This window comes from Leptospira hartskeerlii (assembly GCF_002811475.1).
In the GTDB taxonomy this organism is placed as follows: domain Bacteria; phylum Spirochaetota; class Leptospiria; order Leptospirales; family Leptospiraceae; genus Leptospira_B; species Leptospira_B hartskeerlii.
The window spans coordinates 295,672-311,474 of sequence record NZ_NPDL01000001.1; the positions used below are offsets into that span (position 1 = coordinate 295,672).

At 40.5% G+C, this 15,803-nt stretch carries 15 protein-coding genes and 3 tRNA genes; 9 read left to right on the forward strand and 9 right to left on the reverse strand.

The genetic code is table 11. The annotated features are described in order from the left end of the window. Window positions 1-3 precede the first annotated feature (3 nt). The 3 genes from CH352_RS01340 (at window position 4) to CH352_RS01350 (ending at window position 6,259) form a co-directional block, all read left to right on the forward strand. Window positions 4-2,637 (forward strand): [protein-PII] uridylyltransferase family protein, encoded by a 2,634-nt coding sequence (locus tag CH352_RS01340; protein WP_100706514.1) that lies wholly within the window; start codon window positions 4-6, stop codon window positions 2,635-2,637. A 14-nt stretch (window positions 2,638-2,651) separates the two neighbouring features. Next, window positions 2,652-4,373: an alpha-glucosidase gene (locus CH352_RS01345; RefSeq protein ID WP_100706600.1), complete on the forward strand. Its 1,722-nt coding sequence runs from the start codon at window positions 2,652-2,654 to the stop codon at window positions 4,371-4,373. A gap of 158 nt (window positions 4,374-4,531) precedes the next feature. Further along, on the forward strand, window positions 4,532-6,259 hold the full coding sequence (locus CH352_RS01350; protein ID WP_100706513.1) for an acyl-CoA dehydrogenase family protein: 1,728 nt from the start codon (window positions 4,532-4,534) through the stop codon (window positions 6,257-6,259). Window positions 6,260-6,295: 36 nt separating this feature from the next. Here the strand turns inward: CH352_RS01350 and trxA are convergent, their stop codons facing one another. Both trxA and CH352_RS01360 read right to left on the reverse strand, forming a co-directional pair. Further along, a complete protein-coding gene (gene trxA / locus CH352_RS01355; protein ID WP_086447225.1) occupies window positions 6,296-6,601 on the reverse strand; it encodes a thioredoxin in 306 nt (101 codons plus the stop codon). Window positions 6,602-6,723: 122 nt separating this feature from the next. Beyond that, window positions 6,724-7,635, reverse strand: a complete 912-nt coding sequence (locus tag CH352_RS01360) for a TIGR01777 family oxidoreductase (RefSeq protein ID WP_100706599.1) — start codon at window positions 7,633-7,635, stop codon at window positions 6,724-6,726. 137 nt (window positions 7,636-7,772) lie between these two features. On the opposite strand from CH352_RS01360, the gene CH352_RS01365 reads away from it, so the two are divergent. From CH352_RS01365 to CH352_RS01375, 3 genes are all read left to right on the forward strand, one after another. After that, a complete protein-coding gene (locus CH352_RS01365; RefSeq protein ID WP_243396296.1) occupies window positions 7,773-8,369 on the forward strand; it encodes a hypothetical protein in 597 nt (198 codons plus the stop codon). A gap of 15 nt (window positions 8,370-8,384) precedes the next feature. After that, the gene (locus tag CH352_RS01370; protein WP_100706511.1) at window positions 8,385-9,188 is read left to right on the forward strand and encodes a CPBP family intramembrane glutamic endopeptidase; all 804 of its coding nucleotides are present in this window, start codon (window positions 8,385-8,387) and stop codon (window positions 9,186-9,188) included. Between the two features lie 80 nt (window positions 9,189-9,268). Next, window positions 9,269-10,189 carry a bifunctional helix-turn-helix transcriptional regulator/GNAT family N-acetyltransferase gene (locus CH352_RS01375; protein WP_100706510.1) on the forward strand — a complete coding sequence of 307 codons (921 nt, stop codon included), beginning with the start codon at window positions 9,269-9,271 and terminating at the stop codon, window positions 10,187-10,189. Here the strand turns inward: CH352_RS01375 and CH352_RS01380 are convergent. The 7 genes from CH352_RS01380 to sppA form a co-directional block, all read right to left on the reverse strand. Next, window positions 10,168-10,243: transfer RNA gene (locus tag CH352_RS01380), tRNA-His, on the reverse strand. The genes CH352_RS01375 and CH352_RS01380 overlap by 22 nt on opposite strands. Window positions 10,244-10,249: 6 nt before the next feature. Beyond that, window positions 10,250-10,326: transfer RNA gene (locus CH352_RS01385), tRNA-Arg, on the reverse strand. An 18-nt stretch (window positions 10,327-10,344) separates the two neighbouring features. Next, window positions 10,345-10,416: transfer RNA gene (locus tag CH352_RS01390), tRNA-Pro, on the reverse strand. A gap of 35 nt (window positions 10,417-10,451) precedes the next feature. Further along, complete coding sequence (locus CH352_RS01395) at window positions 10,452-11,165, reverse strand: tetratricopeptide repeat protein (protein ID WP_100706509.1); 714 nt, start codon at window positions 11,163-11,165, stop codon at window positions 10,452-10,454. Beyond that, window positions 11,166-11,918 (reverse strand): 5'/3'-nucleotidase SurE, encoded by a 753-nt coding sequence (gene surE / locus CH352_RS01400; protein WP_100706508.1) that lies wholly within the window; start codon window positions 11,916-11,918, stop codon window positions 11,166-11,168. Window positions 11,919-11,928: 10 nt separating this feature from the next. Further along, the gene (locus tag CH352_RS01405) at window positions 11,929-12,531 is read right to left on the reverse strand and encodes a hypothetical protein (protein ID WP_100706507.1); all 603 of its coding nucleotides are present in this window, start codon (window positions 12,529-12,531) and stop codon (window positions 11,929-11,931) included. Window positions 12,532-12,535: 4 nt separating this feature from the next. Beyond that, window positions 12,536-13,501 (reverse strand): signal peptide peptidase SppA, encoded by a 966-nt coding sequence (gene sppA, locus CH352_RS01410; RefSeq protein ID WP_100706506.1) that lies wholly within the window; start codon window positions 13,499-13,501, stop codon window positions 12,536-12,538. Between the two features lie 171 nt (window positions 13,502-13,672). On the opposite strand from sppA, the gene CH352_RS01415 reads away from it, so the two are divergent. From CH352_RS01415 to CH352_RS01425, 3 genes are all read left to right on the forward strand, one after another. After that, window positions 13,673-14,329, forward strand: a complete 657-nt coding sequence (locus CH352_RS01415) for a hypothetical protein (protein ID WP_100706505.1) — start codon at window positions 13,673-13,675, stop codon at window positions 14,327-14,329. A 238-nt stretch (window positions 14,330-14,567) separates the two neighbouring features. Beyond that, complete coding sequence (locus CH352_RS01420) at window positions 14,568-15,170, forward strand: hypothetical protein (protein ID WP_243396295.1); 603 nt, start codon at window positions 14,568-14,570, stop codon at window positions 15,168-15,170. Window positions 15,171-15,309: 139 nt separating this feature from the next. Next, the gene (locus tag CH352_RS01425) at window positions 15,310-15,771 is read left to right on the forward strand and encodes an SAM-dependent methyltransferase (protein ID WP_100706503.1); all 462 of its coding nucleotides are present in this window, start codon (window positions 15,310-15,312) and stop codon (window positions 15,769-15,771) included. The last annotated feature ends 32 nt before the right edge of the window (window positions 15,772-15,803 follow it).

A 15,803-nucleotide genomic window follows, 5' to 3' on the forward strand; every position in this document is an offset into this window, starting at 1 on the left:
ACCTTGCCTTTAGAATTAGACATCTCTTATAGTTTTCAAAGGCTTTTGGAAAAGAGTAGGGCGGTCTCCGGCCGTCTGGTATCTCGCCAGCTCACATTTATCATAGATTCCTTTTTAAGGACCAGGTTCGAAAAGTCTTCCGGCATCTTAAAAAAAGGGGAAGAAGTAGCGGTAATCGCTTTAGGCGGCTACGGCCGTATGGAAATGGCTCCTCATTCAGATGTAGATATATTATATTTACATAATGGAGTTCCGGATTCCAAACTTTCAGCGATCATTTCTTCGATTAATACCTATCTTTATGATTCCGGAAAAGAAGTAGGGCATAGTTGTCGGACGATCAAAGAATCATTCCGTTATTTGGATGATATGTCCAGCTTTCATGCGGTTTTGGACAGTAGGTTCCTAACAGGCTCGAAAGAGTTATTTAAAAAATACCAGGAAGAATTTTTAGCAAAACTTCCAGTTAAGTTTGCGACCAGATACAACCAAGCAAAGGAAGATCAACTCTCAGAAAGGTTTTTGAGAGAAGGAAGGCCTATTCTTCTCTCCGAACCGAATTTAAAAACGGATCTCTGCGGTCTAAGGGACATTCAATATTTGTATTGGACCGAAAAATCCAGAAGTCCGATCCGTTCTTTAGGTGGACTTGCTGTTCTTCCGGTTTTCCAAAGTGGAGAAGTCCAAGCATTGGAAGAAGCTTATGATTTTCTCATCCGAGTTAGAACTGCACTTCATATTCTTACTGGAAGAAAACACGATCGTTTGGATCTGAATCTTCAGCCTGAGGTGGCGGAGTATCTAGGCTTCGGTAAAAAAGAAGATATGCAGACCATAGAGAAATTTATGAACACTCTCTATAGCCATCAGAAGAATATATTTTTTATCGTTCGTGTATATTTAGATTCCTTATTGGCGGCTCAGAAAAAAGGAGAGGCCCAAAATTTCGACTACGAAGGAATCAGATTCTTAAAGATAGGAAATACGATCTTCCCTCCGAACGAAGGAAATCTTTTTGCGGATCCTCATACTTTATACAAAGATATTTTACTTACTTTCAGAATGATCCAAGAAACAGGCTTTGAGGTTTCCGGCGGTTTGCTCAGCGAGATCAGATTCGCTTCTCACTTTTTAGACGACGATTTTAGATATTCCGCGGAAGTGAACGGAGGATTTATTAGCATTCTTCAGAACAAAAAGGAGAGGGGCAGAATATTAAAGTTAATGCATGAATGCCAGGTGCTCGCAGCTCTTCTGCCCGAGTTTGGCGCATGTACAAATTTTCCTTTATTCAGTTATCATCATGAGTTTACTGTGGATGAACATACCCTACTTATTCTTCACGAATTAGACCGTTTGGATAAGGGAGAGTTTGAAGATAGAGAAATCCTAGAAGTGTATGGAGAATGTGAGAAGACCGAAATTTTGGCTTTGGCAATTCTTCTACATGACGCTGGAAAAGTAAAAGAAGGAGATCATTCTGAATACGGTGCAGAGCTTGCGGTTTCTGTCGGATCTCGTTTGGGTCTATCTGAAGAAGATACGGATCTATTCCGTTTCCTTGTAGAAAAACATATTTTGATGTCGGAACTTTCTTCCAAGAGAGATATTTCGGATAAAATTTTGATACGCAATTTTGCAAGAACTGTTTCTAATCCTGACAGACTCAAACTTTTATATATTCTTACCATCATAGATACCAAGTCGGTAGGAGTAAACGTTCTTACGAATTGGAAAAAGGCCATCTTAAACGTACTTTATAAAAATTCCATAGACTTCTTCAAAAACAAAAGAACTGAATCGGAAGACCCTCATGGAGAAGAGGAGAGGATCTCTCTATGCAAAGATCTTGTAGTTTATTTAACCGAGAAAGAAGGGCAAGATCCTAAAATTTCCAAAACAATTGCTTCTTTCGCATATTCCGTGATCCCGGAAAGTTTTTTAAAAACAGTTTCGAATCGGAAAATATTAAAATATTTTAAATCGATTACTTCTCTTAGCCAGGAAAGGAATGGCGATTTGCTCTTGGATCTGGAACAAGACCCTGCTTTCGTAACGGTAGAAGTAGTAAGCCGTAATATTCCTGAGATCTTATTGGATTTATGTTGTTCTGTTTCTTCCGAGGGATTGAGTTTAGTTGGGATGCAAAGTTATACTTTCGAAGAATTTCAGATCCACATTCTTCAAGTAACGGACTCTCAAGGTAGCGGAAATATTTCTGCTGAAAAACTTTCCAGGATGGAAGGTAAGCTTAGGTTGATGGCTTCGGGAGAATTACAAAGAGACAGTATCGCTTTTGAAAGGACGGAATGGAATCCACGTAAGACGATACCGGAAAGTATCATCAATCGTTCCGTTCGTTTTTCTAACGAAGATGTTACAGACACCACCATTATGGAAGTTCGTATGCCTGATATGGTCGGCTTAGTGTATAGGATCTTAAGAAAAGTATTCGATTTTGGTTTAAAAGTTTCTCATTTAAGGGTTTCTACTTCTGCGGACTATGCTTATGACTCATTCTATCTCCAGACTAAGGACGGGGAACAGGTCAAAGATGCAGAATTGTTAAAATCCCTGGAAGATAAGATCTTGATAATCCAGCCAGTGGAAAGGATGACAGGGGAACTCGTTTTCTAAAAATGGTCCCCAGTATGGATTCGGGCAGTCGTTCCACAGTCACTTCTAAAAGAAAAAAAGAAACGGCGAAATCTATCCGGCCGATCAAAAAGTCTAGTACTTCTAACCGTGCCAAAAAGATTGATGCGGACTGGTGGAAGAACGCAGTAGTTTATCAAATCTATCCTAGAAGTTTTAAAGATACCAATGGGGACGGGATTGGTGACCTAGAAGGTATCATCCAAAAACTAGATTATCTAAACGACGGGACCCCGAACTCTCTCGGCATCGATGCCATTTGGCTTTCTCCTATTTATCCTTCCCCTATGTATGATTTCGGATACGATATTTCGGATTACGAAAGTATTGATCCTGTGTTCGGAAACTTGGACACATTCAAACGTTTATTAAAAGAAGCTCATAAACGTAAGATCAGGATCATCATGGACTTGGTTGCAAATCATACTTCTCACCAACATCCTTGGTTTTTAGAATCCAAATCTTCTAAAGACAATCCGAAGAGAGATTGGTATATTTGGAAAGATCCTATAGATGGAAAACCTCCCAATAATTGGATGGGTACTTTCGGGGGAAGAGCCTGGACCCTAGATAAAACTACAGATCAATATTATTATCATTCTTTCTTAGTAGAACAACCTGACTTGAACTGGAGAAATCCGGAAGTCAAAAAAGCGATCTTCTCTATGGTCAAGAATTGGCTGGATATGGGAGTAGATGGTTTCCGCTTGGATGTCGTAAATCTATTCGTTAAAGATTCAGAATTAAGAAGTAATCCTCGCAAAAGATGGATCGCCAGACCTTTCGATCAGCAAAATCATATTTATGATCGTGATCGTCCAGAGATGCATGATATCCTCAAGGATCTCAGAAAGCTTTTGGATTCATACGGAGATAGAATGTCCGTAGGTGAAGTGATGATGGAGCCTCCTGGCACTAGTGCACTTCCTGCTTCTTATTATGGCGCGAAGGGTGATGAACTTCATTTAGCATTCAACTTCGCTTTCTTTTATACTCCTTGGAAGGCTGAAAAATTCAGGGACGTGATCAAAGAATGGGAGAAGTATCTCCGAGACAAAGGTTGGCCGAATTATACATTAAGTAATCATGATTTCCGCAGACATATCACCAGATATTCCAAAGGAAGAGAAACAACAGCAAGAGCAAAGATCGCGGCTCTAATGCTCTTAACTTTGAGAGGGACTCCGTTCTTATATTACGGAGAAGAACTCGGGATGATGGACGAAAGAGTGCCTAAGAATCGGATCCAAGATCCTGTTGGAATCAGATACTGGCCGGTTTATCCAAGCCGTGACAATTGCAGGCTTCCTATGTGTTGGTCCGGAGATGTGAACGGTGGATTCAGCAGCGGAGAGCCTTGGCTTCCTGTTTTTTCTAGATACGAATCCGTAAACGTAGAGACTCAATCCAGATCCATCGAAAGTTTATTAAATTTTTATAAAAAGCTAATATGGCTTAGAAAAGGGAATGAGATCCTGAAAAAAGGAACTCTTGCCTTAGATTATGATTCTCCTCCAGGTGTTCTTCAATATACCAGAGAGTTTGAAAAGAAAAAATGTCTGATCATTTTGAACTTTGAGAATGAATCTAAAAAGATCGTAGCAAACGCGAATCGCACCGCTCAGATACTTATCTCTACTCATAGAAAACCTGAGAAGATGGAAATCCCGGTGGTATTCGAGATAGCACCTTATGAAGGTTTGGTTTTAGAATATTAAGAAAAACCTGTTTTTCTAGTTCTATAACCTTTGCTATACTTTTTCTTCCAAACAAACGATGTTCGATGCATAGTATTCCGAACTAAAAAGTTCTGGCAGTCGAGTTGTATTCGCTTATGATAGCGGTATCAGGTCGCCGTTCTTTAAAGGGAAATATTATGAATCATCCATTACGTTTAGCTGAAAACCCGGGTTTATCTTCTTACGACTTAACGGGTTATAAAGGAAATAGGGGTAAAAACTTTTACGAAGAGGATAAGATCCTCCAGAGAGTAGTGGAAAGATACTCTTCCGATTACAAACCGGATCATAAAAAAGCGATGTTAGATCACCTCAAAGGCTATGGGGAATTAGTCGGAGGCATCTTAGACGAACTTACCGACGCTAGCCACAAAGAAGGTAAATACGGAGAAGTAGTCAAATATGATCGAACAGGAAATCGCATTGATCAAATCGTTTATTCCCACGAACAAAAACTTTCCAGAAAGATCTCCTATGATTACGGAATTGTTAATTTAGATTTTCATGATGAATGGAAGTTTCCTTTTACGGATCTTCATAGACAGGCCTTGACCTATCTCGCAAACCAGAATGGAGAAGGAGGAGTTACTTGTCCTTTAGCAATGACTGAAGGTATGATCCGAGTTCTTCAGGGAATTGGAACGGATGAGCAAAAAAAGAAATATCTTCCTTTGGTCGCTGGAAAGGGTTCCTTCTCCCATTTTATGGCGGGACAGTATGTTACAGAAAGAGTCGGAGGAAGCAACGTTGGTGCCAACCGCACGATTGCCCGCAAGGGCGAAGACGGAAAATGGATCTTAAACGGAGAAAAATGGTTTTGTTCTAATCCGGGAGATCTTTGGGTCACAACAGCTAAGATAGAAGATACCGAAACAGTAGGATTATTCCTAGTCCCAAGGATCAAGGATAATGGGGAACTGAACGGACATCATATATTAAGAAAAAAAGATATTATAGGTTCTAAAGGAAAACTCACTGTAGAGATCGTATACGAAGATCTAGAAGCAGAGGCTTTAGGAAGACCGGCTCATGGAATTGCAAACTTGATCCGTTATGTGATCCGAACTTCTCGAGTTCACGTGGGTCTTGCCGCTTCCGGAATGTCCAGAAGAGCATTCATGGAAGCAAGAGAATATTCCAGATACAGAACAGCTTATGGAAAGAAGATCCAAGATTTTCCTGCATATTCCAGAGAGCTTGCTGAGATGAGGATTTTGTATGCCGCTTTGGTCATGCCGATTTTCCGCGGGATTGATTGGACCCAAAAAGGAATTTTAGCGGAACAGATCTCTACTCCTTTGATGAAATATAGATCTTCCTCTCTTTCTTCTCAGATTACTCATAGAGCGATTATGGCATTGGGTGGTTCCGGAATTATCGGTGATTACACTTGTTTGCCAAGACTTCATAATGATTGTATAATCAACGAGACCTGGGAAGGAACTCATTTGATCATCACAGACCATGCACTTGGCGCGATGAATCGTGCTAAGATCAGAGATTCTTTCGTTTCGGAATTAAAGAAAAATTTTGACTCTGCAAAAAAATATCCAGAGTTAAAGGCCGCTGCAGAACTAGGAGAAAATCTTCTATTAGATTGGAATAAGAGTATTGAAGAAAAGCCTAGAGAATGGAAAGAAACTTATAGAGTGGATCTTTCAGATCAGGCTTATGGCGCGCTCGTTCTTTCCGAGTTTTTAGAGCAGGCAGTTTTTGATAGAACATCCGGTTCTAAAAGATCCAGATTCGATTCTTTTGTGAAAGGTTTTGGCGCTTTCTTATTTAGGACCCTTCCTAAAACTTTCGGAGACTATGAGTCTTTCCGTTTAGATCAGGAAGAAGTAGACGAGATCGTGAATTGGTAATCGCGGGCCCTCGACTCCGCTCGGGCCCGTAAAAAGTTAAGCCAGTTTAGGGGCAAAAACTTTCTCCATTTGTGCCTGTGGAATTGCTCCCACCACCTTTTCAGCGATTTCTCCGCCTTTGAATAACATCAGAGTCGGAATGGACTGAACTCCGTATTGTTGAGCCAATTCAGGTTTTTCGTCTATATTGACTTTTACTACGGTGACTTGCCCTGGGTGAGCTTGTGCAAATTTTTCCAGCTCAGGGGCTACCATTTTACAAGGACCGCACCATTCGGCCCAGAAATCTACTAGGATGGGTTTATCATGTGTTTTGAGAAGTTCGTTGAATGAACCAGGCATTGTGTTTTCCATACGAAGATTAGACCCATTCTAAATCGAATCGGACAATCCGTTTTTGGAAGTTTGGAGAATTTTTCGAAAAACTTATCGTCCGCACCAACACGGACTTCAGGAAAACGCGACTATCCAAGTAAATTTCGGAGTGCTGCTTCCAAATTCGGATATCTGAATTTATAACCCAGCTCTTGGAGCCTTTTCGGCACCACTCTTTGGCCATGGGTTGCCACGATGGCACCTTCGCCGAATGCGAGTGAGAGTGCGAAAGAAGGGACTCTTGTGAACGAAGGGCGCCCCAGAGTTTTTGCAAGTGCCTTACTGAACTGCTCATTGGAAAGAGGCTCAGGAGATACAAGGTTGAATGCTCCTTTTGCTTCTTCTTTTCTGATTAAGAACATGATTGCGGAGAGTTGGTCTTCGATATGGATCCAGGATAGGATTTGGTTTCCGCTTCCGATCGGTCCACCCGCGAATAATTTGAATGCAGGAAGCATTGTTGCGAGTGCTCCGCCTTCCGTAGTGAGAACAACTCCCGTTCTTAAGAGGACTGTTCGGATCCCTGATTTTTCTGCTTCTAAAGCTTCTTCTTCCCAGTCTTTGCAAAGGATGCCTAACTCATCGTCCGAGGCAGGACTATCTTCGTCGAATGGCGGGGTTCCCGCATCATAAGATCCGTAGATTCCGATTGCAGAAGAGTTGAAGAATGTCTTGGGTGCAAATTCTCCCATGGAAGTGAGTCTTGCGACAAGGTCCCTTGTGAAATCTACGCGAGAAGAACGGATCCTTTGTTTGTATTCAGGGGTCCAGCGAACTCCTGCGATCGGTTCGCCTGCGAGGTTGATTAGAACGTTTACTCCTTCTAGATCTGCCCTGGTGGGGAGTGAGCCGATCCGAACGTCCCATTCTGAAATTCTTTGGAGTCTGGGCGGCAATTTTCCGCTTCTGCTGAAGATGCGGACTCTATGTCCTTCTGCCTTCAAGCGGATCGCCAACATGGATCCTATGAGTCCCGTGCCGCCGGTAATTCCAATAAGCATTTCGAGAACCGCCTTCCTAAGAAATTTCTTTCCGAGATCATGATTCGAAATCGGTTTTCTTTCGACAAGAAGAAAGGAAATCCTTCTTGATTCGGAGTTGGGAAATCGACATACTTGAATGAGTGGATTTTTTAAAATTGAACGCCATTTCAAAAATTTGGGCAGCGGTTTTCGTTGCCGGATTGGTTTTTTCCAATTATTATCTGTATTCTACCACGAATTCCAAATTGGAGTCCTATAAATCCGAACCTCCTTTTTTACGTTTCGATTTCACTGATTCTTATTTAGTGGATCGATCTTCTCAGGCGCCTTATCTGGCCGACGGAAATTTGGATACTGAGTGGAGAAAGTTAAGACCTTCTTCCATGAAGACTGATTTTGATTTGGAGTTAAGGCTTTCTCATCGCTTAAAGTCCGGGATTTATGTTCCTACAAATTGGAAAGGTTTGCGGATAATCGCTTGTTCTAAAAATACTCCTCCTCTTTCTCTAAAAGTTTTAGAACGAGAAGCGATCAATGTCGATAAAGAATCCAGACTTCCTAACGATACTGAATATAGTTCGATCGTTTTGGATTTTTCCGGATCTGAAACTGCAACAGTTTATCTGAAGAAGGACGCAGCTCCTGTTCCTCAAAAAGAATATCCTCATGGAATTTGGATCTGGGCAGTACAGGGGACTTTTGAAAACATTGGTCCGGATTCTTGTATTTCGGATATTCAGCTTTTCGAATAAGTTTTAGGTACTTGGATGAATTTTTCGGGAACTGGCGGAATCGATTTACCTGAATACAGAGCTGGGAATAAAGAAAGTCTCCTGATCCTTCTATCTGTCTCCGTTTTTAGCACCGCAGTTTTTGAAGAAGTTCGAGCCTTATTTGTAGTTCCGATCCTTCTCCTTCTATTCCTACTAATCGGATTCCAATTTAAATGGAAATCCTTATTATACCTAAATATCCCGTTATTCATATTATCTTTTATTAATATATTTCCATATGCCAAAAATCTCTGGCCTGGAACTCTGATTGTAGCCTTAGTTTTTTACTTCTTGGCTTTTTCAAAAATCCGCAAAGCTGGGCTATTACGTTGGTGGATCAAGGGAGAAGTTTCCAAACAAGTCTTGGGACTTTCTGTTCTATTTGTTTTGTCTGCAAGTATTGCTTTATTTCTTTGGTTTTATCTTTTGGACCCTGATATCAGCGATATCAAAGAGAATTTTCCAAAAGGAGATATCCCTGTGCTTATCGCATCCGGAATCGGCTTTGCGATTTTGAATGCGATCGCAGAAGAGTTTTTATTTAGAGGGATTTTGTTTGAGGCGTTGTTAACTGCGAGGCTTTCACTTTATTGGGCTTTCGTTTTCCAAGCATTCAGTTTTGGGATTTTACATCTGAATGGATTTCCACGCGGCTGGGTGGGAGTTGGACTCGCTGCGATCTACGGTTTGATGACCGGGCTCATTCGGATTTTGAGTAAGGGAATCTATTACCCAGTGTTAGTGCATTTCTTTGCGGATATTACGATAGCAGGGATTGTTTTGTTTTTTGCAAAATAGCGTTCGGTTGCACCAAGATTCTCCGCAGATTCCTGTATTTATTAGTTGCTTTTGGCAACTAATAGTTATAATATTTTTTTATGAAAGATTATGTAGATTCCATTCGTGAATTTAATAGGTATTACACTAACGCTTTAGGACTTCTAAATAATCATTTTTTGAATAGTGAATATTCTCTAACCGAAGCGAGATTATTATACGAGATCGGACATTCTAAGGATATCACTGCCGGTCAATTGGTTCGCTTATTAAATTTGGACAAAGGTTATCTAAGTAGGACAATCCAGCAATTTGAGAAGAAGGGAATTTTAAAAAGAACTCCAAATCGGGACGATTCCCGTATTCTTCATTTGGAACTAACGAAAAAAGGAAGGGAGGTTCTATCTAGATTGATCCTATCTTCTAATTCTCAGATTTCCGGTTTGCTCAAAAACTGTTCTGATCCTGATAAAGATGAATTGGTTTCTTCTATGAATTTTGTGATGAGGGTCCTTTCCAAAGAAGTATCTCCCGTGATCTATAGGGAAGCAAGGATTGGAGATCTAGGTTACATGATCCATAGACAAGCCATACTGTATCAAAACGAATATAAGTTCAGTGATTCATTCGAAGAATATTTGATACTTGGAATGTCTGAATATCTAAAAAATAGAACCGAATTTGATAGGGTCTGGATAGCGGAATCTAACGGAAATATCGCAGGTGCTATCTCGATCATTCATTCCGGAAAAAATCTTTCTCAGATCCGTTGGTTCTATACGGAACCTAAATTTAGGAATTTAGGGATCGGCAAAAATCTGCTGACCCTTGCAGTGGATTATGCCGAATCCAAGAACGTTTCTATTTTTCTTTGGACCCTAAGCAATTTGGATGCTGCTAGAAATTTATACAAACGTTTCGGTTTTATTCGTTCCGAATCTAAGCCGAATCAAATTTGGAAAAAAGGACTAACGGAAGAGAAATGGGAATTGGAAAAGGGTGGGGTGAACGACGGGGCTTGAACCCGCGACAGCCAGAACCACAATCTGGAGCTCTACCAACTGAGCTACGTCCACCATATTTGGTGACCCGAGAGGGATTCGAACCCCCGACCCACTGCTTAGAAGGCAGTTGCTCTATCCAACTGAGCTACCGAGTCTCTTTGAGAAAGAGGAATTCGGGATGACAGGATTTGAACCTGCGACCCTCTGTACCCAAAACAGATGCGCTACCACTGCGCTACATCCCGGATCGAAGTCCATGATTTCGCGGAAAGGCGAGGTGTCAAGTCGCTTGTCTATTTGTTTGTGATAGTTTTTTCAAATGCTCTAAAATGATATCTTCGGTTGGAGCTTTGGTAATCGCCTTTTCGAAGGCTTTTCTGGCTTCTTCGGGTTTTCCTAATTTGGAAAGTAGAACTCCGAAAGAATCCAAATAAGCCGGATTTTCCGGATCCAACTGTAAAGCCCTCTTGATATTTTCCATCGCCAGTTTGAGTTCTTCCGGATTAGGTTCTTTTCCTTCTAAAAGCAGATATGCTACGGAATTTAGGCTGTTTTTTTGCTCAGGTCTTAGTCGTAAAATTCTTAGGTGAGTCTCGATTGCGCCTTTCGCGTCTCCGGATTTTTCCAAAGCGGACGCTTTTAGGGAAAGAAGAATGATATCATCCAATGAAAGCTTGAGACGTTCTTCCGTTTTTGCCAGAGCTGTTTTATAATCTCCCGTCCGGATCAGTGAATAGATCATCATCCTGAACGCGTTATCCCTTTCAGAGAATTTTGGAAATTCTTCCAAGAGCTCTTCGATAACTGAAACACACTTTTTGTGATTTCCGGTCCTGGAACAACATATTGCAAAATTATAAAGTAGTTCCGGATCTTTTCCAGTCTCGGATATTTCTCTGTCGATTAAAGTAATCGCGACAGTATAATTTTCTTTCAGAATTTCAGTGAAAATCCTTCTTTTGGCTGGGATTTTTCTCGGAGTTTTCTTTTCCATTTACTTCGATTTAACCCGGATCCTTTTTCTAAATTCTTCTAATTCAAGCGGAGAAGTTTGATCTAAACTTAAAGGAGTGATCGGTATCTTTCCATGAAAGAATATATCGAAATCGGTACCTTCTTCAGGAACATGTCCTAGGTGAGAACCTCCTAAAAAAAAGTCCGAGATCCCGCCAATGATCGGCTTGGATTCGTAAGTGTCTATATAGGTCCTTCTGCCCAATTTAGCCACTTCGATGGAAGAAAGTGAGTTCTCGAATTTTTCAGGGATGTTGATATTATAAACAATTCCGGATAAAAATTCCTCTGTCCAAGAGTTCAAGACTTCGCGGATCAATTCCGCTTCTTTGAAATAATCGTAGTTTTTATCCAAATTTCCAGAGCTAACAGCTATACTTTTTCTGTTATGGATGGCTCCATGTCGTGCTGCTCCTACCGTTCCCGAATAATGCACGTCATGTCCCATATTTACTCCTCGGTTGATCCCGGAGAGCACCAAGTCTATTTTAGGAAAGATATTTCCATGAAGTCCTATATTCACGCAGTCCACAGGAAATCCATCTACTATATAATGGTTCTCGTTTACTCTTTCCACTCTCATAGAATCATAGATGCTCAATGCCATAGAGGTTGCGGAGCGTTCTTTTAGAGGAGCGATTAGATAGGTATTATGTTCTTTCCCTAAAATTTTTTCCAAAGCAAGGATCCCATTGGAAGAGATCCCGTCGTCGTTGGTGATTAGAATATTCATATTATATAATTTACGGGAGAGAAGGATTAAACGATGTGATGACCGCTGAATACATCGCCAACGGTAGGAAGAAGGTTATAATGAAAGTAATAATATTGATGCGAAAGGAATCCTTAAATTTCAGATCATAAATATAGGAAGTCCCTCGAACTAATACTGCCATAAATAATCCATAATGGATCGAATATAAAGTAACTACTCCGAATCCACCTTTGACTCCTAATTGGGCGAGAAGAATTGCCCAGGCAGCCGTGGAAATAAAAAGAGAAAGAGAAAGGTTTACGAATCTAAGAGTGATATTTGCATTTCCCTTTTTCCCGTTAGATTGAGCAAGACCGTCTACTATGAATGCAATTGCATACGGTAAAAGTATGAAGAATAGTAGGTGAGTTAATGCTGCAATGAGGAATTGCCCGAAACTTCTGCCTGTAAAAGGAGGAGTTATGAAAACATAACCGGCCCCTGCACTTGTCGCCGCAAGTAACAGAACTACAATGCCTACCAATTTAAGCGGATAAGTTCCCCAAGAAGAAATTACATTCTCCACTCGAAACGGTTCGAATAGCACTGCGTCTAAAAGGTCTATAAATCTGCCGAATAATTCTTTCAACACAGGATTACCATGCCATAGAATGAGGATATAAGACTAAAACAGGAGAACGTTTGAGTTCTTGAAGAAATGCTTTTTCTCCACCGAAAAATCCTCCTGACTTTGCTTGCATAAGCTGGAAGAATCTTTCCCAAGGATTTACTTCTTCTTCGAATAATGGAAGGGTTCCATCATAATTGCAAAGTTTGGAAAGCTCTGCTAATGCTTCTCTTCTTCCTCCGATATCGTCCACCAATTTGTTTCGGAATGCGTCTTGTCCGGAGTAGATCCTTCCTTCTGCCAGAGCCTCTACGAATTTTACAGTTTGGTTTCTTCCTTTGGCAACATCTTCTATGAATTCTTCGTAAGTATCGGAGAGCATTTTTTGGATCATTGCATCTTCTTCCGGAGTGCTATCCCTGAAAAGAGAAAGAGAATCCTTATACTTTCCTTCTTTGAAGGTCCGGACTTTTACTCCGTATCTTTCCAAAAGCCCTTTGATATTCGGTGCAATCGCAATTACTCCGATAGAGCCGGTTAGAGTTCCGCCTAACGCAAAAATTTTATCCGCAGCCGAAGCTATGTAATACCCGCCGGAAGCTGCGATATCCTTCATAGACACGACTATCTTTTTGTTTTTATCTTTTCGGAGATACATTAACTCTTTATAGATTTCTTGGGAAGCACCTACGGATCCACCCGGTGAGTTGATCTCTACTAAGACGCCTACGATATTAGAATCGTCTTCGATTGATCTAAGTTGCTCTAATATGGTTTGAGCTCCCGCTGAATCATAGCTGGAATGTCCGGAGTGGATCTCTCCTTCTATCTTGATCAGGGCCGCTCCCAGTCTGTCGGTCCCGAATCCGGAACCTGCATCAACTTTCGTTAATTTGGAGGAAGAGACGTTGGATACTAAATTAATAAGTCCTACGAATAAGGAGAGAATGGTGACTACAAAGGTGACTGCTAATGCGATACGATTTCGGTCCACAATTTAAAGTGGATCTTGGTACCGATCCCCTGTCAATGAAATAGCGAGGTTTGGTTTTACTCAGGAAAGCTGACCGGTTTCCCTTGACGAGGGGATAAGTTTAATGTTTGTATCAATATAGGTATGGGAGTGTGAATTTGTTTAGAAAATTACCTTTATACGGAGACACGATTGTTTAGAAAATTATCAGCGCTACTTTTGTTCGCGATCCTTACCGGTTGCAGTACTTATGGAAAAGTGATCATCATAAAGGATGATTTTAAAAAATCTCATATTGTCACAATGAAAATGAGACAGATCTCTGAAGAGGGAATCGGGGATACCTGGGTAAGATACGAAACTATTTTTGATTTTTCCAGAGAGATTGGTAATGCAAAAGTAAATTCTTCAGTAGCAAGATTCACAGTTATCGCCGCTGCAGATAGTTATCCGTTGGAAAGGAGTGGATTCTTGAGAATTGGGACTAAGGATTCAACCTTGGTTTTGGGAAACCTAGATGCTCGTGCTGTGACAACATATAATACCGATGTGACGACCACTACAACCACAAAGAATAATTCTTCGGGTCTTTCTAGTTCTACTAGTTCTTTTGGAAAAGGTCCGTCTACAGAAACCAAAACTTCTACAAGCACAAGTAGTCGTACTCATAAGGAACTTACAGGCACGTTTTTATTAACTAAAGAGCAGGAATTGGAGTTGCTGGCTTCTAAATATTTTGCAATCAGACTCTATTCTGGAGCTTTACCGATTACCATTCCTTTTGTAGAAGACGACTTGGAGGCTCTGAAAAAATTTCTAAGAGCTAAACCTGGGATGGAACAAGAATGACCAGTATTTCCTGGTTATATTAGGAATTTAGAATGAAATGCGTTAGGTATATATCTAAAGGGACGTTATCCCAAATGAAGTAACGTTCCTGATTCAATTTATTATCATAAATTATAAAATTACTATCTTGACCTGTCGTAGATTTGCAAGTAATTGGATTCTATATATAAATTGGAGAATCGACTTGTTTAAGAGAATATTCATTTTGTCCATTTTGATATCTGTTATGACTGGATGTATGTTCGGTACAGTAAGGATTACAAAAGACACTTTTAAAAATACTCATACTGTAAATTTGAAATTGCAGCTTAAGGCGGAAGAATCGTATCCGGGTACTCTTATCGATTCATTTCTCACAAAATACATAGTTGAGTTTGATTTCACTCGCGAATTGGGCAAAGAAACTTTAATTCCGACCGTTACGAGAGTTAAGGTTCATGCGACGACTATGAATAATCCGATTGAGCGCACTGGTTTTCTGAAAATCGGAGAAAAAACTTTTCCTTTAGCTTTCGGAAATGTTTCTGCACAAACCGTAACTACTGTTAGAACTACAAGTTCTTCTACGGCGAATAATACAGGCTTTTCTTCAGGTGCTACCAATGCCGGTGGTTATGGCGCCAGTGGGACGAAAACTAGCGTGAGTACTCAAGCAAGCACTGCAGTATTTCTTAATGCGACCTTTTTGTTGAAAAAGGAAGATGAAGAAGCGATATTAAAATCTAATGGATTTGCTATTCGCTTATATTCTGGAGCAGAGCCGATTACCATCCCGGTCGTAGAAGATGATCTTGAAAAATTTAAAGAATATCTAAACGCAAAACCGGAAGCAGGAAACTAAACCTAACTAATGCAGGGCTGACGTTATTAGTCGGTTCCTGCATTCTCCTAATATTTTAAACCACTTCGCTTATTAATTTCTTGCCTAAGAGCATTTTAATTCGTCTCTTAAGACATCTTTTAGATTGAAAGAGGCTTTTATGGAATTTACGATTCGGCCGATCGCAAAGGTCTCGAACTCAAGATCGGAGATCCAGGATGATTACTGGGCGGAAATTGTTTCCGAGATCGAGTTAGAGGATAATATTCCCGCTGAGTCCTTAGATGGGATCGATACATTCTCCCATTTGGAAATCATATATATCTTTCATAAAGCTGTCGGATTAGAGCCTGTGTTGGGCAGTGAACATCCTAGAGAAAACAAAAGATGGCCTAAAGTCGGGATCTTTGCCCAGAGAAAGAAAAATCGACCGAATCATATAGGCTCTACGATTGTAGAACTTTTGAGAAGGGACGGTAAAAAACTTTTGGTAAAATATTTGGACGCGATTGATGGAACTCCGGTGGTGGATATAAAACCTGTGATGAGGGAATTCCTACCAATGTCCGGTATCTCTCAGCCCGATTGGTCTAAAGAATTGATGATAAATTATTGGGAATGATTTCTCCGAATTAGATTGACTAGGCTTTAGCT

Bases quoted from the DNA above. Each gene is read 5' to 3' on its own strand.
- CH352_RS01345 (WP_100706600.1), top strand. From the start codon at position 2,652: ATGGATTCGGGCAGTCGTTCCACAGTCACTTCTAAAAGAAAAAAAGAA.
- CH352_RS01350 (WP_100706513.1), top strand. From the start codon at position 4,532: ATGAATCATCCATTACGTTTAGCTGAAAACCCGGGTTTATCTTCTTAC.
- trxA (WP_086447225.1), bottom strand. From the start codon at position 6,601: ATGCCTGGTTCATTCAACGAACTTCTCAAAACACATGATAAACCCATC.
- CH352_RS01360 (WP_100706599.1), bottom strand. From the start codon at position 7,635: ATGCTTATTGGAATTACCGGCGGCACGGGACTCATAGGATCCATGTTG.
- CH352_RS01370 (WP_100706511.1), top strand. From the start codon at position 8,385: ATGAATTTTTCGGGAACTGGCGGAATCGATTTACCTGAATACAGAGCT.
- CH352_RS01375 (WP_100706510.1), top strand. From the start codon at position 9,269: ATGAAAGATTATGTAGATTCCATTCGTGAATTTAATAGGTATTACACT.
- CH352_RS01395 (WP_100706509.1), bottom strand. From the start codon at position 11,165: ATGGAAAAGAAAACTCCGAGAAAAATCCCAGCCAAAAGAAGGATTTTC.
- surE (WP_100706508.1), bottom strand. From the start codon at position 11,918: ATGAATATTCTAATCACCAACGACGACGGGATCTCTTCCAATGGGATC.
- CH352_RS01420 (WP_243396295.1), top strand. From the start codon at position 14,568: ATGTTCGGTACAGTAAGGATTACAAAAGACACTTTTAAAAATACTCAT.
- CH352_RS01425 (WP_100706503.1), top strand. From the start codon at position 15,310: ATGGAATTTACGATTCGGCCGATCGCAAAGGTCTCGAACTCAAGATCG.